The 21,348-nt window shown below is 69.9% G+C and carries 18 protein-coding genes and 1 riboswitch; of the genes, 6 read left to right on the plus strand and 12 right to left on the minus strand.

Going from position 1 to position 21,348, the window contains the following annotated elements; translation table 11 throughout:
* Positions 1–39 precede the first annotated feature (39 nt).
* Positions 40–600, plus strand: a complete 561-nt coding sequence (locus tag ABN611_RS36830; protein WP_350276924.1) for a GrpB family protein — start codon at positions 40–42, stop codon at positions 598–600.
* A 20-nt stretch (positions 601–620) separates the two neighbouring features.
* On the opposite strand, the gene ABN611_RS36835 is transcribed toward ABN611_RS36830, so the two are convergent.
* Entirely contained in the window at positions 621–815 is a 195-nt protein-coding gene (locus ABN611_RS36835; protein ID WP_350276925.1) for a DUF3046 domain-containing protein, read from the minus strand.
* Positions 812–1,972: a hypothetical protein gene (locus ABN611_RS36840; RefSeq protein WP_350276926.1), complete on the minus strand. Its 1,161-nt coding sequence runs from the start codon at positions 1,970–1,972 to the stop codon at positions 812–814. The genes ABN611_RS36835 and ABN611_RS36840 overlap by 4 nt, the downstream gene beginning before the upstream one ends.
* Positions 1,973–2,104: 132 nt before the next feature.
* On the opposite strand from ABN611_RS36840, the gene ABN611_RS36845 reads away from it, so the two are divergent.
* From ABN611_RS36845 to ABN611_RS36855, 3 genes are all read left to right on the plus strand, one after another.
* Positions 2,105–6,748: an ATP-dependent helicase gene (locus ABN611_RS36845; protein WP_350276927.1), complete on the plus strand. Its 4,644-nt coding sequence runs from the start codon at positions 2,105–2,107 to the stop codon at positions 6,746–6,748.
* Positions 6,749–6,758: 10 nt separating this feature from the next.
* Complete coding sequence (locus ABN611_RS36850) at positions 6,759–7,544, plus strand: DNA-formamidopyrimidine glycosylase family protein (RefSeq protein ID WP_350276928.1); 786 nt, start codon at positions 6,759–6,761, stop codon at positions 7,542–7,544.
* A 99-nt stretch (positions 7,545–7,643) separates the two neighbouring features.
* On the plus strand, positions 7,644–8,105 hold the full coding sequence (locus ABN611_RS36855; protein ID WP_350276929.1) for a DUF4262 domain-containing protein: 462 nt from the start codon (positions 7,644–7,646) through the stop codon (positions 8,103–8,105).
* An 8-nt stretch (positions 8,106–8,113) separates the two neighbouring features.
* Here ABN611_RS36855 and ABN611_RS36860 read toward each other — a convergent pair whose 3' ends face one another.
* Positions 8,114–8,404 (minus strand): helix-turn-helix transcriptional regulator, encoded by a 291-nt coding sequence (locus tag ABN611_RS36860; RefSeq protein ID WP_350276930.1) that lies wholly within the window; start codon positions 8,402–8,404, stop codon positions 8,114–8,116.
* Between the two features lie 163 nt (positions 8,405–8,567).
* Complete coding sequence (locus tag ABN611_RS36865; protein ID WP_350281733.1) at positions 8,568–9,065, minus strand: CinA family protein; 498 nt, start codon at positions 9,063–9,065, stop codon at positions 8,568–8,570.
* Positions 9,066–9,646: 581 nt separating this feature from the next.
* Between ABN611_RS36865 and ABN611_RS36870 the strand changes: the two genes are divergently transcribed.
* Positions 9,647–10,762 carry a DUF2332 domain-containing protein gene (locus ABN611_RS36870; protein ID WP_350276931.1) on the plus strand — a complete coding sequence of 372 codons (1,116 nt, stop codon included), beginning with the start codon at positions 9,647–9,649 and terminating at the stop codon, positions 10,760–10,762.
* A gap of 96 nt (positions 10,763–10,858) precedes the next feature.
* Here the strand turns inward: ABN611_RS36870 and pgsA are convergent, their stop codons facing one another.
* The 8 genes from pgsA to ABN611_RS36910 form a co-directional block, all read right to left on the minus strand.
* A complete protein-coding gene (gene pgsA, locus ABN611_RS36875) occupies positions 10,859–11,482 on the minus strand; it encodes a CDP-diacylglycerol--glycerol-3-phosphate 3-phosphatidyltransferase (protein ID WP_350276932.1) in 624 nt (207 codons plus the stop codon).
* Positions 11,479–13,362, minus strand: coding sequence for a radical SAM protein (locus ABN611_RS36880; RefSeq protein ID WP_350276933.1), 1,884 nt, complete (start codon positions 13,360–13,362; stop codon positions 11,479–11,481). The genes pgsA and ABN611_RS36880 overlap by 4 nt, the downstream gene beginning before the upstream one ends.
* Positions 13,363–13,506: 144 nt before the next feature.
* Positions 13,507–14,271 (minus strand): RodZ domain-containing protein, encoded by a 765-nt coding sequence (locus ABN611_RS36885; protein ID WP_350276934.1) that lies wholly within the window; start codon positions 14,269–14,271, stop codon positions 13,507–13,509.
* Between the two features lie 104 nt (positions 14,272–14,375).
* The gene (locus tag ABN611_RS36890; RefSeq protein ID WP_350276935.1) at positions 14,376–14,942 is read right to left on the minus strand and encodes a hypothetical protein; all 567 of its coding nucleotides are present in this window, start codon (positions 14,940–14,942) and stop codon (positions 14,376–14,378) included.
* Positions 14,943–14,946: 4 nt separating this feature from the next.
* Entirely contained in the window at positions 14,947–17,556 is a 2,610-nt protein-coding gene (locus ABN611_RS36895) for a DNA translocase FtsK 4TM domain-containing protein (protein ID WP_350276936.1), read from the minus strand.
* A gap of 73 nt (positions 17,557–17,629) precedes the next feature.
* A complete protein-coding gene (locus ABN611_RS36900; RefSeq protein ID WP_350276937.1) occupies positions 17,630–18,421 on the minus strand; it encodes a DUF4184 family protein in 792 nt (263 codons plus the stop codon).
* Between the two features lie 30 nt (positions 18,422–18,451).
* Positions 18,452–18,982 carry a DinB family protein gene (locus ABN611_RS36905; RefSeq protein WP_350276938.1) on the minus strand — a complete coding sequence of 177 codons (531 nt, stop codon included), beginning with the start codon at positions 18,980–18,982 and terminating at the stop codon, positions 18,452–18,454.
* Positions 18,983–18,986: 4 nt separating this feature from the next.
* A complete protein-coding gene (locus tag ABN611_RS36910) occupies positions 18,987–19,706 on the minus strand; it encodes a hypothetical protein (RefSeq protein WP_350276939.1) in 720 nt (239 codons plus the stop codon).
* A gap of 144 nt (positions 19,707–19,850) precedes the next feature.
* Positions 19,851–19,964, plus strand: a riboswitch (SAM riboswitch).
* Positions 19,965–19,980: 16 nt separating this feature from the next.
* On the opposite strand from ABN611_RS36910, the gene ABN611_RS36915 reads away from it, so the two are divergent.
* Complete coding sequence (locus ABN611_RS36915; protein WP_350276940.1) at positions 19,981–21,345, plus strand: aminotransferase class V-fold PLP-dependent enzyme; 1,365 nt, start codon at positions 19,981–19,983, stop codon at positions 21,343–21,345.
* The last annotated feature ends 3 nt before the right edge of the window (positions 21,346–21,348 follow it).

Raw genomic sequence — 21,348 nt, forward strand, 5'->3', positions numbered from 1 at the left:
CCGCTGGGACGGCCGTCTCAGAACTGAGATGATCTCTGCATGACTGGGATCGTCATCGCGCGGCCGGACGAGACGTGGCCCGCGCAGTACCAGAAGACGGCGTACGCGATCGGTGGGGTCCTCGGCGAGCTGGCTCAACGGATCGACCACGTCGGCTCCACCGCTGTGCCGGGGCTGCCCGCCAAGGACGTGCTCGACATCCAGGTGACCGTCGGCACCGAGCCCGAGCTCGACGACGTGGCGGAACGGATGGTCGCCGCGGACTGGGAGCTCCGCCCGCCGCGACGTGACCATCCGGTGCCGGGGCTGCCCGCCGATGACCTCCAGTGGGTGAAGCGCATGCTGGTCGAGCCGATGTACCGACGCCGGGTCAACCTACACGTCCGGGTCGCCGGTCGCGCCAACCAGCGGTACGCGCTGCTGTTCCGCGACTACTTGCGCAATCACCCGGACACAGCTCGTGCGTACGGCGCGTTCAAACAGCACGCGGCCGCGCTCCGGCTCGAGCTCGGTGACTACACCGATCTCAAGGACCCGGTCTGTGACCTCATCTATCTGCCTGCCGAGGACTGGGCTGCGCGCACCGGGTGGGCCGCCTAGCTAGTTGGTTGCCGTGGGCATCAGCGTTCGCTGGGCGGAAGGTTGAGGTGCGCCCACACAGCGCGCCACACGACCTTCGCGGCCTCACCGTCGGCCAGGGCCTCGACGACCGTGCGGCCGTCGAGCTCCTGGACCACCTGGGTCTCCGCCCAGGTCCGTGCGTACGCGGGACCGAGATGGTGATCCATCCGCTCCCAGAACTCCGTCAGTCTCATGCCTGCCCGTCATCGTCCTTCGGTGGCGGTCCCCAACCGCCCTGCTGCCCCTGCTGAGGCGCCGACGGACCACCCTGTTGCGGACCCCAACCGCCCTGCTGCGGCGGCTGCTGCCCGTACTGCGAACCCTGCTGCGGCTGGCCCGGCTGCTGACCTTGGCCAGGCTGCTGTCCCCAACCACCAGGGCCCTGCTGAGGCGGCTGCTGCTGGCCCCACTGCCCCTGACCCTGCTGAGGCTGCCCAGGGTACTGCGGCTGACCAGGCTGACCGCCGTACGGCGCCTGACCCGGCCCCGGCTGCCCCTGTCCCGGCTGGCCCGGGTACTGCCCCGGCTGACCGCCGTACTGACCAGGCTGGCCCTGCTGGCCGCCGTACTGTCCCGGCTGCCCCGGATACTGCCCACCAGGTCCAGGCTGGCCGTACTGCTGCTGCCCCTGGTACTGCCCCGGCCCGCCGTACTGACCCGGCTGACCCGGGTACTGCCCCGGGAACTGTTGCCCGTACCCCTGCGGCCCCTGCTGACCCTTACGGCTCCGCAGTACGAAGAAGACCACCGCGGCAATCACCAGCAACACCAGCACGATGATGAGGATGAGCGCCCAGGTCGGGAACCCGCCGCCGGCCTCCGAGGTCAGCGAGATCTTCCCGAGCTTCTCGACGCTGTCGTACGTCGCGGTGCGGCCGCTGACCTGCGCTCCCTCGTCGTGCTCGAGGATCTTGCCCGGCATGGTGATCTTGAAGTTGACCTGCGCCTGACCGCCCGCGGACGGCATGTTGCCCAGGTTGTCGGCCTTGACCGTCACCTTGACCTGGTCGCCCTCCTTGCGGAAGCCGACCCCGTCACCACTCGAACTGCCCATCTTGTCGAACGGCACGTTCTTGAACGTGCAGTCGGAGCCGACGTAGCTGTCGTCCTCGTACGACTTGCACTCGACGCCTTCGGTGGCCGTTGACTTGATGCTGCTCTCGATCTGCTGGCGGACCCGGTCGAGGGACTGGCCGCTGGACTCCAGCAGCTTCTTGTCCACACCGAGCTTCATCGAGCCCGAGACTGTCTCGTTCGACCCGACCTTCAGGTCGCCGTCGAGCTTGACGCAGCCGGTCAGACCGATCAGGCAGGCCACGACGACGAGGGCTGCGCGCACGCGGTTCTTCATGCCGCCGATCATTCCAGACGGCGGGGACAATCCGCGCACCGGACGGAAAGCGCCTGCTCACTGCCCGCGAGCACACCCCTCGACAGCCGCGTCGAAGCGCGCGTGTGAAAACTGTCGGCGGCACCCGGCAAGATGGTCGGCGTGAAGAAAACCAGCGCGTTGAGCCGGTTCTCGCCCGCGACCCGGGCGTGGTTCGGCGACGTCTTCGAGTCGGCCACCCCGGCCCAGCTCGAGGCGTGGGACGCCATCACGGCGGGCCGGGATGCGCTGGTGGTCGCCCCGACCGGCTCCGGGAAGACGCTGGCCGCGTTCCTGTGGGCGCTGGACCGCCTCGCCACGACTCCCCCGCCGAGCGATCCGAAGCTGCGCTGCCGGGTGCTGTATGTATCGCCGTTGAAGGCCCTGGCGGTCGACGTCGAGCGCAACCTGCGCGCGCCGCTGATCGGCATCCGGGAGACCGCGCGCCGGCTCGGCGAGGCGCCGATCGACGTCGAGGTCGCGGTGCGGTCAGGCGATACCCCGGCCGCTGAGCGTCGGCGGTTCGCCTCGCGACCCTCCGACGTACTGATCACTACCCCCGAGTCCTTGTTCCTGTTGCTGACGTCGCAGGGCCGCGAGTCGTTGCGCGGTGTCGAGACGGTCATCGTCGACGAGGTGCATGCGGTTGCCGGGACGAAGCGCGGCGCGCACCTGGCGCTGACGCTCGAGCGGCTCGACGCGCTGCTGCCGAAGCCGGCGCAGCGGATCGGCCTGTCGGCGACGGTGCGTCCGGTGGAAGAGGTGGCGCGCTTCCTCGGCGGCGAGCGGCCGGTGACGGTCGTGCAGCCCAAGTTCGCGAAGCAGTGGGACCTGAGCGTCGTCGTACCGGTCGAGGACATGGCCGAGCTGGCGGCGACCGAGGTCGAGACCTCCGGATCAGCAGCCGCGCCGCCGCAGCATGCCTCGATCTGGCCCCATGTCGAAGAGCACGTCTTCGACCTCATCGGCCAACACAAGTCGACCATCGTCTTCGCGAACTCACGCCGTCTGGCCGAGCGCCTGACCGCCCGCCTGAACGAGATCGCCGCGGAGCGGGCCGAGATGGAGCTGCCGGATCTCGGTTCGCCCGCGCAGCTGATGGCGCAGTCAGGTGGATCGCTCGCGGCCCCGCCGTTGATCGCGCGCGCCCATCACGGTTCGGTCAGCAAGGAGCAACGGGCTCTGATCGAGGCGGACCTCAAATCCGGACGGCTGCCGTGCGTGGTGGCGACGAGCAGCCTTGAGCTCGGCATCGACATGGGTGCCGTCGATCTGGTCATCCAGGTCGAGGCTCCGCCGTCGGTCGCGAGCGGGCTGCAGCGCGTCGGCCGCGCGGGTCACCAGGTCGGAGCCGTGTCGCGTGGCGTGCTGTTCCCCAAGTTCCGTGGCGATCTGATCGACACAGCCGTCGTCGTGCAGCGGATGCGTGACGGCCTGATCGAGAGCCTGCACATCCCGGCGAACCCGCTCGACGTGCTCGCGCAGCAGATCGTGTCGATCGTGTCGCTGGATTCGATCGACGTCGACGAGCTGTTTGCCTTGGTACGACGTTGCGCGCCGTTCGCGACGCTGCCCAGATCGGCGTACGACGGGGTGCTCGACATGCTGTCCGGGCGCTATCCGTCGGACGAGTTCGCGGAGCTGCGGCCGCGGATCGTGTTCGACCGGGTGAGCGGCGAGATCTCGGGCCGTCCGGGTGCGCAGCGGCTCGCGGTGACGAGCGGTGGCACGATTCCGGACCGCGGGCTGTTCGGCGTGTTCCTGGTCGGCGAGTCCACGAACCATCGCGTCGGCGAGCTCGACGAGGAGATGGTGTACGAGTCACGCGTCGGCGACGTGTTCACGCTCGGCGCATCGAGCTGGCGGATCGAGGACATCACGCACGACCGTGTCCTGGTCTCCCCCGCGCCGGGTCAGCCCGGCAGGTTGCCGTTCTGGAAGGGTGACGCGGTCGGTCGGCCGGCGGAGCTCGGCGCGGCGACCGGCGCGTTCATTCGCAAGATGGCGTCGCTGCCTGCCGCCAAGGCGATCGAGCGTGCGCGGACCGCCGGCCTCGACGAGTATGCCGCCAACAACCTCGTGTCCTACCTCGCCGAGCAGCGCGACGCGACCAGCCGGGTGCCGGACGACGTGACGATCGTGGTGGAGAGGTTCCGCGACGAGCTCGGCGACTGGCGCGTCTGCGTGCATTCGCCGTACGGCGGTCAGGTCCACGGCCCGTGGGCGCTGGCGATCGCGGCGCGGCTGCGGGATCGGTACGGGATGGACGCGCAGTCGGTCTCGGGTGACGACGGGATCGTGCTACGGCTTCCGGAGACGGACGAGGCGCCGCCGGGGGCGGATCTGGTGCTGTTCGATCCGGCCGAGATCGAGGATCTGGTCACTACGGAGGTCGGCGGATCGGCGTTGTTCGCGGCCCGGTTCCGCGAGTGCGCGGCGCGGGCGCTGCTCCTGCCGCGTCGCAACCCGGGACGTCGATCGCCGCTGTGGCAGCAACGGCAACGGGCCTCACAGTTGTTGAGCGTGGCAAGCAAGTTCGGGTCGTTCCCGATCGTGCTCGAGACGCTGCGCGAGGTGCTGCAGGACGTCTACGACCTGCCGTCGCTGAAGGATCTGCTGACCGGGATCAGTGAGCGGCGGATTTCAGTCGTCGAGGTGGAGACGCCGGAAGCATCACCGTTCGCGAAGTCGCTGCTGTTCGGCTACGTGGGCGCCTTCATGTACGAGGGCGACAGCCCGCTCGCCGAGAAGCGAGCGGCCGCTCTCGCCCTGGACCAGAGCCTGCTCGCCGAGTTGCTCGGACGGACCGAGCTGCGTGAGTTGCTCGACGCCGAAGTCGTACTGCGGACCGAAGCGGAGCTGCAGCGACTGGCCGAGGACCGTCGCGCGCGTGATGCCGAGGGCCTGTTCGACGTACTGCGGATCGTCGGGCCGCTGTCCTTGCCAGAGGCGACCCAGCGGTGCGTCGACGGTTCGGACGCCGAGTCCTGGCTGACGTCACTCGCGGCTGCGCGGCGCGTCGTACGTGTGCGAATCGCGGGCGAACACCGCTGGGCCGTTGTCGAGGACGTCGCACGCTTGCGGGACGCTCTCGGCGTACCGCTGCCACCTGGCGTCGCGGAGGCGCACGCCGAGCCGGTTGCCGATCCGCTCGGGGACCTGGTGTCTCGCTACGCGCGCACGCATGGTCCTTTCCGCGCGATCGATCTCGCGACACATCTCGGGATCGGCGTCGCTGTCGTCACTGATGCGCTGCGACGTCTGGGTGCGGCAGGACGTGTCGTCGAAGGCGAGTTCCTGCCGGGTGGAATCGCGCTCGAGTGGTGCGACAGCGAGGTCCTGCGGCTGTTGCGGCGTCGCTCACTGGCCGCGCTGCGGAAGGAGGTCGAGCCGGTCGATCCTTCCGCGCTGGCCCGGTTCCTGCCCGCGTGGCAAGGCATCACGAGCAGTCGGGGTCGCGGGTACGACGTACTTCTCGGAGCCGTCGAGCAGCTCGCGGGGTGCGCCGTGCCGGCGTCGGCGCTGGAGTCGATCGTGCTGCCGTCGCGCGTACCCGGGTATCAGCCGTCGATGCTGGACGAGCTGACGGCGACCGGTGAGGTGGTGTGGGCCGGCTCGGGTTCCCTGCCGGGGACCGACGGGTGGGTTTCGCTGCACCTGGCGGACAACTGTGATCTGACGTTGCCCGATCCGGATCCGGCGTTCGAGCTGGGAGAGACGCATCAGGCGGTGCTGGACGCGCTGTCGGGTGGCGGGGCGTTCTTCTTCCGGCAGTTGAGCGATGTGGTCGGCTCGAGCGCCGGTGTGGTGGAGGACGAGGCGCTGGTCAGCATCCTCTGGGATCTCGTCTGGGCCGGTCATCTGACGAACGACACTCTGACGCCGGTGCGATCGCTGGTCGGCGGTGGACGCGGCAGCCATCGGGCTCGTCGCGCGACACCGCGCGCGCGTCCGGGGCGGCCGGCGCGGCCCGGGAGGCCTGCGATGCCGTCGCGGAGTGGACCGCCGACGGCGGGCGGGCGATGGTCGTTGCTCCCGGCCCGTAGTTCGGACGCGACGCGGCGAGCTCACGCCGCCGCTGAGACACTGCTCGATCGCTACGGGATCGTGACCCGCGGGTCGGTCATCACCGAGCGGACACCCGGCGGGTTCGCGGCCGTGTACAAGGTGCTGAGCGCATTCGAGGAGTCTGGGCGGTGCCGGCGCGGCTACTTCGTCGCTGGGTTGGGCGCGGCGCAGTTCGCGCTGCCTGGGGCCGTCGATCGGCTGCGCGCGCTCGCGGAGCTGCCTGCTCCGGTTGAGCCTGACGGGCCATTCGGTCCACCGGGCCGGTTCGGTCCGGGCGGCACCCCATCCGGTGGGCGCGGCCGCAAGGACAACGAGCCGGCCGCGCGTGCCGTCGTACTGGCCGCGTCCGATCCCGCGAACCCGTACGGCGCCGCGCTGCCGTGGCCCGAGCGGGAGAACGCCGGCGGTCATCGTCCGGGCCGGAAGGCCGGCGCGCTCGTCGTGATGGTCGACGGGCAGTTGATCGTGTACGTCGAACGCGGCGGGCGGACCGTACTGAGTTTCACCGAGGACGCGGACCTGCTGCAACCGGCCGTCGACGCGTTGGCGTTGTCGGTCCGCGATGGTCAGCTGGGCAAGTTGAGCGTGGAGACCGCGGACGGTGAGCAGGTGCGGCATACGGCGTTCGGCGACGCGTTGGCGAAGGCAGGCTTCCATGCGACGCCGCGCGGTCTGCGGCTCCGGGCCTGAGTGAGCCGGCATGCCGGAAGGAGACACCGTCTGGCGGGCCTGCAAGCGGCTGAACCAGGCCCTCGCCGGACAGGAGTTGGTCAGCACCGACTTCCGTGTGCCTTCGCTGGCGACGACAGACCTCAGTGGCCGGACAGTGCACGAGGTCGTTGCGCGCGGCAAACACATCCTGATGCGGATCTCGGGCGGACTGACGCTGCACAGTCACTTCCGGATGGACGGCAGTTGGCATCTGTACCGCCCAGGTGAGCGCTGGCGCGGCGGACCTGAGCATGAGATCCGGGTGGTCCTCACCACCGATCCGTGGACGGCGGTGGGCTACCGACTGCCGGTGCTCGAACTGGTCTCCACCGACAACGAGGACAGTGTGGTCGGTCATCTCGGACCTGACCTGCTGTCGCCGTCCTTCGATCGCGCAGCGGCGATCGCGAACGTCGAGTCCGATCCGGGCCGGACCATCAGCGAGGCATTACTCGACCAGCGCAACCTTGCCGGGATCGGCAACTTCTACCGCGTCGAGGTCTGCTTCCTCCTCGGTCTGCATCCGTGGCGCCCGGTGTCGACGGTCGACGTCCCCGCCGCGGTGGACCTCAGCCGGAAGCTGATGAAGGCCAACTTGCGCAACGGCACCCAGGTCAGCACCGGGATCGACCGCCCGGGGCAGCGCTCGTGGGTGTTCGAACGCGCCGGCAAACCCTGCCGGCGCTGCGGTACGACGATCCTCACCGCGCAACTGGGCGAGCCGACGCGCGAGCGGGTGACCTACTGGTGCCCGGCCTGCCAGCCCGAGAGCTGAACCCGCTCAAACTGCCCTGTGGAAAACGCCACTGACGGCGCGGAACACAGATACCTTCTCTGGCGCATCGAACGAATGTTCGAGCGAGAGGAGATCAGGATGTGCGACAGGTGCGGCGGCCTGAGCGACGAGCGGTACGCGCGGCAGATCGAGCGGAACATCCAGACCTATGGCTGGACGATGCAGTACGTCCAAGGCGACGGCGACCGGAACCCGGCCTTCGGCTACACGCTGGGCCTCAGTCTGTACCAGCATCCGGAGATCATCGTCTTCGAAGCCGAGCCGAGCTACGCCTACCTCGGCCTCAAACCGCTCGCCTGGGCGGTCATGGAAGGTGCGGCCTTCGACGAGGGCGACGACCTGTCCGGGTTCTTCCCGCCACCGCACACCGCCGAGCTGCTGCGGTTCCCCGACTCGGCGCACCACCTCTACACAGCCAACGCGATGTTTCGGCAGCCCGGCGATCCACCGATCGCGGCGCTTCAGCTCATCTGGCCGACCCGGACGGCCCTGATCCAGCCGATCGACCGCCGCCCGGCCCCGGACGGAGGTGCCAGGTGAAGGACCGCTCAGGCGGCCGAAGCCACGACCTCGGGCTCGATCGCCGGATGCGCCAGCACGAGCGCCTCTTCGCGCGCCAAGTCCTCACTGACCTCGGCGAACACCGCCGACAGCGGCACGTCGAGCGCCATACAGATCGCCGCCAGCAGCTCGCTGGAGGCTTCCTTCTGACCACGCTCGACCTCGGACAGGTAGCCGAGGCTGACACGGGCATCGGCGGACACCTCGCGCAGAGTGCGCCCCTGGCGCAGCCGCTTACGCCGCAGCACGTCGCCCAGCAGGCCACGAACCAGCACCATGAGGTTTCTCCCTTCCGCCTGTCCGGCCGTGTCTACCCGCACGGTAGCTCGGCCGTAGGAACCAACGGTACCTGTTGCTGGGTCACTACCCCTCGCAATGTCCACCTTCGGTGCGCCGTGCCAATCTTCCTTACCTGTCCCCATGCTGGTCCCAACATCCCGTTCAGTCGAGTTCTTCCGCCACAACATTTGCCCCGAGTTCCAGGACGGCCTGCACAGTCCCTCGGCGGATGGCAGCCCGATCGCCGCTCAATTGCAGCTTCCGCACCTGCACGGCGCCCGGTCCGGCCGCAGCGACGTACACCGTGCCGACCTCGACACCGCCCTGCGGGTCCGGACCCGCCACACCCGTCGTCGCGAGCCCGTAATCCGCCTCGAGACGCTCTCGCACGCCGCTCGCGAGGGCCGCAGCCGTGTCCGGGTGCACCGGTCCCACAGCCGCCAGCAGATCCTCCGGGACACCTGCGAGCTTGGCCTTCAGGTCGGTCGCGTACACCACTACGCCACCCCGATACACAGCCGACACCCCCGGCACATCCGTCAGAACCGCCCCGACCATCCCTCCCGTCAACGACTCAGCCGTGGCCAGCGTCACGCCACGCTCCACCAACAACCCCACCAACCGCCGACTCGCCACCTCAAACTCCCCAACCACCGCCACCTCCACCTCTCGACCAATACCCGTACTCAACACCCAGCCCCCTCCCCCAACACACCCGACCCGAAGCACCCGCCCGAGAGTCGCGCCCGCGAGCCGCTGCCATCCGGGCGAGCCAGGTACCCAACACAGCGGCTGCGCCGCCCAACCGCCCAGCCGCGCCCATCCGACCCAGCTGGGCCCAGCCGGCCCCAGCCGATCCGCCGCGCTCATCACGCACGCGGGCATCGCGAACGGCGTGCAGTGGGCGGTGCACCCGATTCACCCAGCCCAGGTCAGCCCAGCCCAGGTCAGCCGGTTCAGCCGGTTCAGCCGGTTCAGCCGGTTCAGCCGGTTAAGCCGGTTCAGCCGGTTCAGCGACGAGTTCTTGCCACTGCACGCCGACCCTCGCGCTGGCGGGACTGTGGCGTAGGCCACGCGCGATGTGCCGCAGGTGGTGCCGGAGACGCCACAGCCGGAGACAGCGAGGACAGTCAGCGCCTCCCGAGCAGCCCGAGATGGGGATAGTGGGCGTGGCTAGACTGCCTGGAATGCCGAAGTCGAGTGGTCGGAGTACTGCGGGGCGGGCTCGGACGCTGGCGCAGGTGTATCGGCGCATCGGTGAGGTGGACGCTCCGAAGGTCTCGCCGGTGTACGGGCGCATCGCAATCGCGCTGAGCGAGTCGGAGGCGGCGCTGCGGGTCATCGAAACCGCGCCGCCGCGGAAGCGAACCCCGACGATCATCCTCGCAGCGCTCCACGACCTCGCTCTCGCCGGCCAAGCGCCCGCTCTTGCCCAGGCCTTCGCAGATAGCCGCGCCAACGCCATCGCTGGCGACCACCGAGGGTACGTGGCTGGCCCGGCTGACCCTCGTCAGCCCGCAGCACAATCTCTGCAAGACGTGGGCGCCGTCGCGGCTGAGGTGGTGCTCGGGAGTTGGGAGTTGGTTCTGGAGCGGGCTGTGGCGCGGAAGTTGCGAGCGGACGAGGGCGGTCGGCATGCGGTGTTGCATCCGGCGGTTGCGGAGGTAGCGCGGCGGGTTGGGGCTCGGGCTGTTGGGCTGATTGATGTGGGGCGGTCGGCTGGACTGAATCTGACGGTTGATCGGGCGGGGATCTCATACAGCAACGGGCAGGCGTTGGGTGATGCGAGCTCGGCGGTTCAGGTGTCGGCCTCAGTTGTGGGCGGCGGGTCCGTGCCAGCGGTGGTGATGCCCGAGGTGTCGGCTCGGGTCGTGGTTGATGTTGATCCGGTGGATGTGACCGACGCGGAGGAAGCACGTTGGCTGCGGGCGTGTGTCCCGCCGGACCAGGTGGAGCGGCTCGCGCGGCTCGAGGCGGAGCTGGAGTTGGCCGCGGCGGATCCTCCGCTGCTCGTGCGTGGCGACCTCGTCGAGGTACTTCCGGAGGCGATTGCTCGGGTACCTGACGACGTACTGCCGGTGGTGATCACCACCTGGGCGCTGTCGGGGTTGGGTCTCGAGGACAGATTGCGGTTCTTGCAGCGGCTTGATGAGGCAGCAACTCGTCGGCCTGTTGCTTGGGTGTCCGTCGAGGGCGTGGGGGTGGCGCCGGGGGTGCCGACATTTGGTGACCGGCGGGCTTCGGGACACAGCATCATCGGGCTGGGCGTGTTCGAACATGCGTCGATGCACGCCGGCGCAGTTGGTCGCTGCTGGCTCCGAGGCGAGATGCTCGCCTGGCTGGCCGAACACAGCTGAACCCTGAGATCACTCAGAGGCTGGTCACCTCGGTCGTCGACAACGGCGTCGACATTCACCCAGCGAGCCCGCCAAGGTTTGGGGCGAGGTAAGCGGTCAGGGGAGGTTGCGTTTGGCGGCGTTGCGGAGGTGCAGGGCTCGGAGGAGGTAGTCGAGGCCGGTGATGAGGGTTACGGCTACTGCGGCGGCCATGATGGCTACGGCGGGCCAGTGAATGATGGGCTGGTCTTGCCATGGGAGTAGGTAGAGGCCCAGGGCTATTGCCTGGAGGACCGTCTTGAGTTTGCCGCCTCGGCTGGCGGGCATGACGCCGTGGCGGATCACCCAGAAGCGGAGGAGGGTCACGCCCCATTCGCGGACCAGGACGACGATGGTGACCCACCATGGGAGTTCGCCCAGGTACGAGAGGCCGATGAAGGCGGCGCCGGTAAGGGCCTTGTCGGCGATCGGGTCGGCGATCTTGCCGAAGTTCGTGACGAGGTTCCAGCGGCGGGCGATGTCGCCGTCGAAGCGGTCCGTGACGATCGCGACGACGAACGCGGCGGTGGCGAGCAGCCGGTCGCCGGTGGTGTCGCCGCCGTTGCGCAGCAGGAGCCAGACGAACAGCGGGACCAGGACCAGCCGCAGGACGGTCAGCGCGTTCGGCAGGTTCCACGCGCTGGGCGCGTGGAGGGGTCCGCCGGCTGCGCGCGGCGCCGGGTTGGTCGGCGGGTTGGTCACGCGGTCAGGTTAACTGCCGGGCGGGCGTCCGGGGTGCTCACGAGTGCCGCGAACTCGGCGATCAGGTCGACGCCGTCGCTCGCCACCACCTTCGCGGACACCAGATCCCCCACCCGGATTCCCTCCGGAAGCCCGATCACAGTCGTCGTACCGTCGACCTCGGGCCCCTGGTGCGCCGCACGCCCCTCGGCGGTCGCTCCGGCCACATATCCGTCCGCCTGCCCGGCGAACAATCCCTCCGGCAGGTCGCTAGGTCCGTCGCCGTGCTCGGCCTGTCGGGCAGCTTGCCCGTCCGCCTGCCGCTCGGCGTGTCCGTCAGTCGGCGCGTCCGTCTGCCCGGTGGCTTCCTCGTCGGCTTCGGTGTTGGGGTTGGTGGACTCGATCAGTACTTCGAGTAGTTCGCCGATGCGGGATTCGGCGCGGGCGGAGGTGAGGTCTTCGGCCAGGCGGGTGACGCGGTCGAGGCGGGCGGCGATGGTGTCCTCGTCGAGTTTGCCGTCGTACGTCTCGGCCTCGGTGCCGTCCTCGTCGGAGTAGCCGAAGACGCCGATCGCGTCCAGGCCGGCGCGGGAGAGGAAGTCGCAGAGGATGTCGACGTCCTCTTCGGTCTCGCCCGGGAAGCCGACGATCACGTTGCTGCGGATGCCGGCGGTCGGGGCGGCGGCGCGGACCTGGGCGATGAGTTCCAGGAAGCGCTCGGAGTCGCCGAACCGGCGCATGCGGCGCAGGAGCGGGCCGGAGGCGTGCTGGAAGGAGAGGTCGAAGTACGGGACGACGCCGGGGGTGCCGGTCATCGCGCTGATCAGGGTCGGGCGCATTTCGGCGGGCTGCAGGTACGAGACGCGGACGCGGATGATGCCGGGGACCTTGGCGATCTCGCCGGCGAGGGTTTCGAGGAGGCGGAGGTCGCCGAGGTCCTTGCCGTAGGAGGTGGAGTTCTCGGAGACCAGGAAGAGTTCGCGTACGCCGTTCTCGGCGAGCCACTCGGCTTCGCGCAGGACCTCGGCCGGGCGGCGGGACATGAACGCGCCGCGGAACATCGGGATCGCGCAGAACGCGCAGCGGCGGTCGCAGCCGGAGGCGAGCTTGAGCGGGGCCATCGGGCCGCCGTCGAGTCGGCGGCGCATGACGCGGGGGCCGGTGGCCGGGGCTGAGGTGAGGTCGGGGGCGTCGATCTTCAGTTCTTCCGGTGCGCCGGTGACGAAACGGCCCTTCAGGCCACTGGGCGCGTCCGCGGCGGCGGAGCCCGCCGAGGTGGGCCGGAGCTGCTCGGGGATGTGGTCACCGAGTACGGCGGCCCGCGCCGAGCTGACGGTGGGCCCGGGCGCGGCGTCGGCGGAGGTGCTCGACTCGGCCTGTACGGCGGAACCGGAAGCCGCCGGGCCCGACGCGGCCGCGTCGACAGGGGTGTTGTGGCCGGGGATGGAGACCGGGGTTGCTGAGTGGCGGGCGGCGGGGGCTAGGGGGAGGAGTTTTCGGCGATCTCGGGGGACGTGGGGGTGGTGTTTGGTGCCTGCCAGGATGGAGCGGAGGCGGTCGGAGATGTCGGTGTAGTCGTCGAAGCTGAGGACTGCGTCGGTTTCGGGGAGGGCATCGGCGAGTTGTTCGCCGTAGCGTTCGGCCAGGCAGCCGACGGCTACGACGGCCTGGGTGCGGCCCGTTTCCTTGTAGTCGGCGGCGGCCAGCAGTGTGTCGACGGAGTCCTTCTTGGCGGCCTCGACGAAGCCGCAGGTGTTCACCACGACCGTGTCCGCCTCGGCGGCGTCGTCGACCAATCGGAATCCGCCGGCCTCGAGGCGGCCGGCCAGTTCTTCGGAGTCGACATCGTTGCGGGCACAGCCCAGCGTGACCAGGGCGACGGTGGTGGGTGGCGTAGTCATCCCCACGAGTATGACGCGCCGTACACGTCCCCGCCTAACTCGCGCCGCCTACCGAGCGGTCGACCGGCGCTCTCCGGCTGCCCCCTCGCCAAACCGGTCGCGCGGGAGAGCTGCGGTTGGAACGTCGCCGCGGCCCCAACTGACTCAGGAGCCGCCTGCGGTCTTCGTGAGGGTGCCGTTGGGGTGGGCGGTGAAGCGGTAGAGCTTGGTGGGGATTTGTTTGCCGTTGAGTACGACTACGAGGTTGCCGGGGTTGCCGACTGTTACGCGGATGTCGCCGGCGCTGGTGACGGACTGGGCGATGCCGGGGCCTAGGCGGCCCTGGAAGAGGCGGCGGTTCTTCCGGTCGCGGACCGTCAGGTAGGTGCCCTCACCTTTCGCCGTCAGTGTCAGCTCGGTCTTCAGGGCCGGCGGCTTCGCCTTGCTCGGCTTCTTGGTCGGCTTGACGCTCGGTTGTGGTGTCGGCTTCGGGACCGGGGTCGTGACGGTGGCCGTGGCGGTCGCGGTCTTGGACGCGTTGGCCTCGATGTCGCTGGGCAGCGTGAACAGCCGCACCATCCCCCAGCCCATCAGGCTGACCAGGATCGCGCCGACCACGACGGCCCAGCGCGGGCGGGCCGGGTTCAGTTTCGGGGCCTTGACCGCGGCGCGTTCCTCGCGGCGGGACTTCTCGTCCTCGACGGCGTGTTCGGCGTCGAAGGTGGCGAGCAGCGGCGCCGGGTCGGCCTTGACCACGCGGGCGATCGACCGGATGTGGCCGCGCGCGTAGAAGTTCCCGCCGCAGCGGGAGAAGTCGTCGGCCTCCATGGCGATCAGCAACCCGGTTCTGATCCGGGTCGCGGCGCTCAGTTGCTCGATCGTCATGTCGGCCCGTTCGCGGGCCGCCGTGAGCTCGCTGCCGATGCTCACGTCCCCACCGTCCTCTCCATCGTCCGAGCTGCGCTCTTCGCCGACCGCCGGCCGGCCCGTCGACACCATCTCAACGGTCCGGACCGGAAGGGGTCACGGACGAGTCAGAGTTGTTCCCTGACCGGACACCTGGCATCCGCCAGCATGTGCAGTGCCTGCACCACTTCCCCGTTCGACGGCCGCGCCGTCAACCCGAACGGTATCGCGAGTGACGACCCCGTCAGGCGGCGGTTCGCGTCGGTTGTCTTGCGGGTCGAACTCGGCATCGCGCCGAGGATCGGCCCGGGATCCTGCAGGTGTACGGCGATCCGCCCGTCGTCGAGCGGATGCCGCCGCTGCAGCACCGTCACCTCTTCGATGTCCTCCCACCGGGTACCCACCCACTCGTTGCCGATGCGCAGGCGGATCCCGACGGCGTCGGCGACCAGCATGTCCCCCACGGTCAGCGCGCGGGCGCAAACCACGGCGAGAACGGCGAACGCGGCCGCCGCGATCCAGCGCAGTACGCCGGTCGGGCTCGCCGACGCCGAGGCGGCGAACCCGATCGCGACCAGCGCGGCGCCGGCCGCCAGCCCGCCGTGCACCTTCTGGGAGGCGCGAACGGTGAACGGCGTGGGCTCGGGGTCGACGTCGAATCGTTCCTGCCTGGGCAGTGCGCTCGCGGCGGTCACGGTCTCACTCTCCTCGGAGGGTGGTGATGAAGTCCTCTAGGTCGTCGGGTTTGACCAGGACGTCCCTGGCCTTCGAACCTTCACTGGGACCGACGACGCCGCGGCTCTCCAGGATGTCCATCAGCCGGCCGGCCTTGGCGAAACCGACGCGGAGCTTACGCTGCAGCATCGACGTGGAGCCGAACTGGGTGGAAACGATCAGCTCCGCGGCCTGGATCACGAGGTCGAGGTCGTCGCCGATCTCGTCGTCGAGGTCCTTGCTCGGCCCGGCCGGTGCCGTGACGTCCTCGCGGTACGTCGGCTCCAGCTGCGCCTTGCAGTGGTCGACCACGCCGCGGATCTCGGCCTCGGTGACCCAGGCGCCCTGGATCCGCATCGGCTTGCTCGCGCCCATCGGCAGGAACAGGCCGTCACCCTGACCGACCAGCTTCTCCGCACCCGGCTGGTCCAGGATGACCCGGCTGTCGGCCAGCGACGAGGTCGCGAACGCCAGCCGGGACGGCACGTTGGCCTTGATCAGACCGGTGACGACGTCCACCGACGGCCGCTGCGTGGCGAGCACCAGGTGGATACCGGCGGCCCGCGCAAGCTGGGTGATCCGGACGATCGAGTCTTCGACGTCGCGCGGGGCGACCATCATCAGGTCGGCCAGCTCGTCGACGATCACCAGCAGATACGGGTACGGCGCCAGCACGCGCTCGGAGCCCGGCGGCGGCTTCACCTTGCCCGCGCGGACCGCCTTGTTGAAGTCGTCGACGTGCCGGAACCCGAACGCCGCGAGGTCGTCGTACCGCATGTCCATCTCGCGGACGACCCACTGCAGCGCCTCGGCCGCCTTCTTTGCGTTCGTGATGATCGGCGTGATCAGGTGCGGGATGCCCTCGTAGTTGTTCAGCTCGACCCGCTTCGGGTCGACGAGGATCATCCGCACCTCGTCGGGCGTGGCGCGCATCAGGATCGACGTGATCAGCGAGTTGACGAACGACGACTTGCCCGAGCCGGTGGCACCGGCGACGAGCAGGTGCGGCATCTTCGCCATGTTCGCGACCACGAAGCCGCCCTCGACGTCCTTGCCGAGCCCGGCCACCATCGGGTGATGATCGTTACGAGCCGTTGCGGACCGGATGACGTCGCCGAGGCTGACGATCTCCTTGTCGGTGTTCGGGATCTCGATACCGATCGCGGACTTGCCCGGGATCGGCGACAGGATCCGTACGTCGGCCGAGGCGACGGCGTAGGCGATGTTCTTCGACAGCGCGGTGACCTTCTCGACCTTCACCGCCGAGCCGAGCTCGACCTCGTACCGCGTGACGGTCGGGCCGCGGGTGTAGCCGGTGACCTGGGCGTCGATACCGAACTGCTCGAACACCTCGGTCAGCCGGTCGACGACCGCGTCGGACGCCTTGGTGCGGGCCTTGTGTACCGAGCCGGGCTTGAGCATCTGGCCGTCGGGCAGCGTGTACGTGATGTCGCCGGAGAGGCTGAGCTGCTCGACGCGCTGCGGCAGCGGCGTGTGCGGCGGCGGCTCGGGCGCCGGCGCCGGCGGCTTGCTCACGACGGCGGGCGCTTCGAAGGCCGGCTCGACGGGAGCAGCGTCGGCAGAAGCGTCGACGTCGTACGCGTCCTCCTCCGCGGCCTTGGCCTTCTTCCGGCCGCGCTTGGGCGTGTCTTCCAGCACCGGGGAGTCGTACGGCTTGACCGTCGGCTCGCCGTCCTCGTCGAGCTCGGCCTTCGCGCGCCGCTGCTTGCGAGTCAGCCGGACGGTGTCGTCGGTCGGCGCCGCCTGCACGGACGGCGCGTCCTCGGGCAGCTCGGTCCGGCCCATCAGTACGTCGAACGCCGCCCGGAAGCGCAGCGGGATCGCGTACACAGGCGTCCCGGTGATCACCAGGGCGCCGAAGATCGACAGCAGCACCAGCAGCGGCGCGGCGACGTACTGCGTGAGCAGGTCCGAGAGGAACGACGAGATGAAGTACCCGATCGCGCCGCCGGCGTCGCGCAGCGGGCCGTCGGCCGGGTTGCTCGGCCGGGGCAGGCCGTTGGCGATGTGGATCAGCCCGAGTACGCCGAGGCAGACGGCGGTCCAGCCGATCACCTGGCGTCCGGCCGGGCCGTTGCGGTCCGGGTGCCGCAGGGTGCGCAGGGCGATCACCAGCAGCATCAGCGGCAACGCCCAGCCGAGCAGGCCGATGCTGCCGCCGACGACCGTCCGGACGCCGTCGCCGACCTTGCCCGGGAGCTCCCACCAGACCGCGGCGGCCACGACGACCGCCAGGCCGATCAGGAACAGGCCGGCACCGTCGCGGCGGTGCTCCGGCTCCAGGTCGCGGGCGCTGTGACCGATCCCCCGCACCATGCTGCCGAGCAGGTGCGCGATGCCGATCCAGACCTTCACCACCCCGCGGCCGAGCGCGAGCATGGCGGCCGCGAACGGGCCCGGTCCGCTCGATCTGGGCGTGCTGGTCCGCGCGGGGGTGGATCCGCGCTTCGAGCTCTGCCCTCGCTTCTGGGCGCCGGACGGACGGGAGCGTCCACCAGCAGCCGAACGGGCCGTACTGGGCCGTTTGGCTGCCGACTTCTGCGCCCGCGCCGGGGAAGACGTGCGGGTCGCCATATTGCTCAGGCTACCCCGACAACCCCTCGAGTCCCACGTGTCACACGCCGATCACACTGCCCCATCCGTAGCGTCACGACACGTACGTACGCCGCCGCAGCCGCTCCAGATGCCACAGTGCGACGTACGCGATCAGGGCGATCAGGCCGCCGGACACGACTCCGGTGAGCACCGCCCGTACGACGACCTCGCCGCCGAAGGCACCGTCGTACCGGCCCAGCTCCACGATGGCTCCGCGGATCGCCAGGCCGACCGCTGCCACGTAGACGAGGTACCGCACCCAGGTCGGGATGGTGGGCTCGGCCGGTCGGCGCTCCGCGCGGCGGTACCAGCGGTACAGCCAGAGCGCCAGGACGACGCAGCCGCCGACCGTGCTGAGGTACTGCAGGATGCGGTTCACGTCCCACACGGCCGTGACCTGTGCCCCGAAGAAGCCGGGGAACTGGCGGACGAAGTACCCGTCGCCGTGAGTGAACGAGTCCCACACGACGTGGGTCAGCGCGCCGACGACCGCTGAGACGACCATCCAGAGCAGGGCCTTCGCGCCAGGAAGCCGTAGCCGATCCAGCACCGGCAGCCGCGCTGCGAGAGCAGGTGGTGCCAGCGCGATCAGCGGCCGCTTGAGCACGAGGTTGAAGACGGCAAGCAGCAGAAGCGCCAGCAGCGGGTCCAGCCACAGTGCCGACGTCAGCTCGTGTGTCAGCGTCAGCGTGAAGTCGCCGTGGACGTACTGCGTTGCGATCCGATAGAGCGGGCCGACGTACAGCAGGTCCGGGGCCACCGCACCGGCCACCAGGGCCGAAGCCACGAAGGGCCGCCGGAACAGCGGGAGGACGGCCGCGGGATGGGCGAGGGTGAACGGCACGGCCGAAGCCTAGAAGCGCAGTGGGTCTCGTTACGCGCCCGTGGTCCCGTCGAGCTGTTCCCGCAAGAGATCGGCGTGGCCGCAGTGCCGCGCGTATTCGCCGATCAGGTGGATGTAGATCATCCGAAGCGTCGACTCGGTGCCGTTGAAGGTGAACCGGTCGTCCAGCGAGCGGCCGGCGACCGCCTCGTCGGAGAGCTTCCACTCGGCGACCAGGCCCTCGTACGCCGCCTGCGCCTGAGCGGGATCGACCAGCTCGAAGTCGGCGTCCTTCCCCAGCGCAGGCGGGAACACCGGCGCGGCGGGAACGTCGGCGAAATGGATGCGGAACCAGATCCGCTCGACCTTGGTCAGGTGCCGGATCAGGCCGAGCAGCGACAGGTTCGACGGCGGCGACGGCGCGGCCGCCAACTCGGCACCGCTCAGCCCCGCGCACTTGAACAGCAGCGTGCGGCGGTAGAAATCCAGGTAGCCCTGCAGCAGGTCGCGTTCCGGCGCGGTCAGCGAGCCGGCCGGCCGGTCCACCTGCGGCGCGGTCCACTCGGCTGTTTCGATTGCCATGCCGCTATCCAACACCAGCCGCCAGCCACCGGAGACCCTGCTTCATCCACTCGCGCGGGTTGGTGTCGAGCCGCTCCGCCCACGCCGGGGCGGTCTCGCCGCGCAGCCAGGCGTACCGCGCGAGCGCGTAGCCGTACATCGCCTCGGTCAGATAGCCGAGCCGGCTGGTGCCGTAGTGCGTGTCGGTCCGGTGGAACTCGAACGCCGCGTTCGCGCTGAAGATGCCGAAGCCGAAGAACACCGAGAACAGGTCCGTCAGCGGCTCGCCGTCCCGCCGGTCGACGTCGATGCGGCCCTCGCCGAGCAGCCGCTCGTGGCCGAGTTCGTGCACCATCGTCGCGACCAGCGCGACCGGCCGCGCCGCCTGCCGCAGCTCGACGGTCACGACGGTCGCACCGTCCCGTTGCCGCCAATGCCCGGCCGCCCCGGAGGTCGAGTACTCGAGCATCGGCAGGCTCGCGGCGAGTTCGTCCGTCTCCTCCGGCTCGAGGTCCAGCCGGACGCGGTCGGCCGGCACCTCCAGGCGTTCGCAAAGGATCCGGAACACGGCCCGGACGTCCTCCTCCGAGCCGCTGTACCCGGCCGGCAGGAACGACCGCTCCGGAAGCACCACCGGCCGCCGCAGGATGCGGTCACCGAACTCCGTGACGAACCAGGCGAGGTTCTCGTCGATCCAGAGCTGCTCGACGGACCTGACCGGACAACTGACCTTCTTCCACCACATCCCCCACCACCTCCTGACCCATCGGACGCCGCACCGCCGCGATCGGTTGCGGTCCAGTCCGCCATCTCAGGATGCGTTCGATCGTCTCGTATCACGAGATTCGCACTGGCGGTCGCCGTGGCCCGTTCGTTACCGTTCTCGGCAGGTCATGAGTGCCAGCGACAAGCCCCGGCTAGCTGGCCGGCAACCCTCCTCCGCGGTGGGGTGCCCCGGGTGAAGACCAGGCCGTGCGGATACCCCGTTCGGCAAGCGCGGACTTCCTGGGAGCAGCAGCATGTCGATCCTGTCCATCCTCGAGCCGGCCAGCACGACGACCCCGCGGCCGACCGTCACCCGGCAGGTCACCGGAAACATCCCCACCACCGTCGGCTCGGACCTGCTGGTCCCGCTCGCCGACGGCCGGGTCACCGACTACGCGAACTTCGACCACGGTGCCAGCGCGCCGTGTCTGGAGTCCGTCCGGGCCAGCGTCGAGGCGGCGCTGCCGTCGTACGCCTCGGTGCACCGTGGCAACGGGTACGCCTCGCGGATCACCACCCAGTGGTACGAGCGGGCCCGCGCCGAGGTCCACAGCTTCGTCGGTGCCCGTGCGGACGACCAGGTGATCTTCACCCGGCAGACCACCGATGCGCTCAACCTGCTCGCCCACGCTGTGCCGCGGGATGCGACCGTGATCGTGTTCGAGTCCGAGCACCACGCCGCCCTCCTCCCCTGGCCGGCCGAGCGGACCGTGCGCCTCAAGGCACCGGCCACGCAGGCCGAGGCCGTGTCGAACGTCGCCGACGTGCTCCGGCAGGCCCCCGAGGGCCCGCGGCTCGTCGTGGTCACCGGCGCGTCCAACGTCACCGGGGAGATCTTCCCGATCGCGGAGATCGCCAAGGTGGCCAAGGCGCACGGCGCCCGGGTCTGTCTCGACGCCGCCCAACTCGCGCCGCACCGTCCGGTCGACATCGCCACCCTGGACGTCGACTGGGTCGCCCTGTCCGGCCACAAGCTCTACGCGCCGTACGGCGCCGGCGCGCTGATCGGCCGCTCCGACTGGCTCGACGCCGCGGAGCCGTACCTGTACGGCGGTGGCGCGACGCACGCCGTCACCGGCGACACCGTCGTGTGGACGACCGGCCCGGCGCGCCACGAGGGCGGCTCCCCGAACGTCATCGGCGCGATCGCGCTGGCCTCCGCCTGCGCGGCGATCAGCAAGCACCGCGACGCCATCGAGCAGCACGAACGCAGCCTGCTGGCCCGCCTGCGCACCGGTCTTGCCCAGATCGACAAGGTCACGACGTACTCGATCTTCGGCGAGGACGCGGACCGCGTCGGCACCGTGTGCTTCACCGTCGAAGGCCTGACCTCGACGCTGGTGTCAGCGGCGCTGAGCGCCGAGTACGGCATCGGCGTCCGGGACGGCAAGTTCTGCGCCCACCCGCTGGTCGGGCACCTGCTCGCCAACTCCCCCGAGCACGGTACGGCGGTCCGCGCCAGCCTCGGCCTCGGGACGACGCGTGAGCACGTCGACCGGCTCGTCGACGCCGTCCGCACGCTGGCCGGCACCGGTCCGCGGACGGAGTACGCGGAGACCGCGCACGGCTGTCAGCCGTCCGACGATCCCCGCGACCTCCGGGCCCCGCGCATCTGGTGACCT

The organism is Kribbella sp. HUAS MG21, assembly GCF_040254265.1.
Lineage (GTDB): Bacteria > Actinomycetota > Actinomycetes > Propionibacteriales > Kribbellaceae > Kribbella.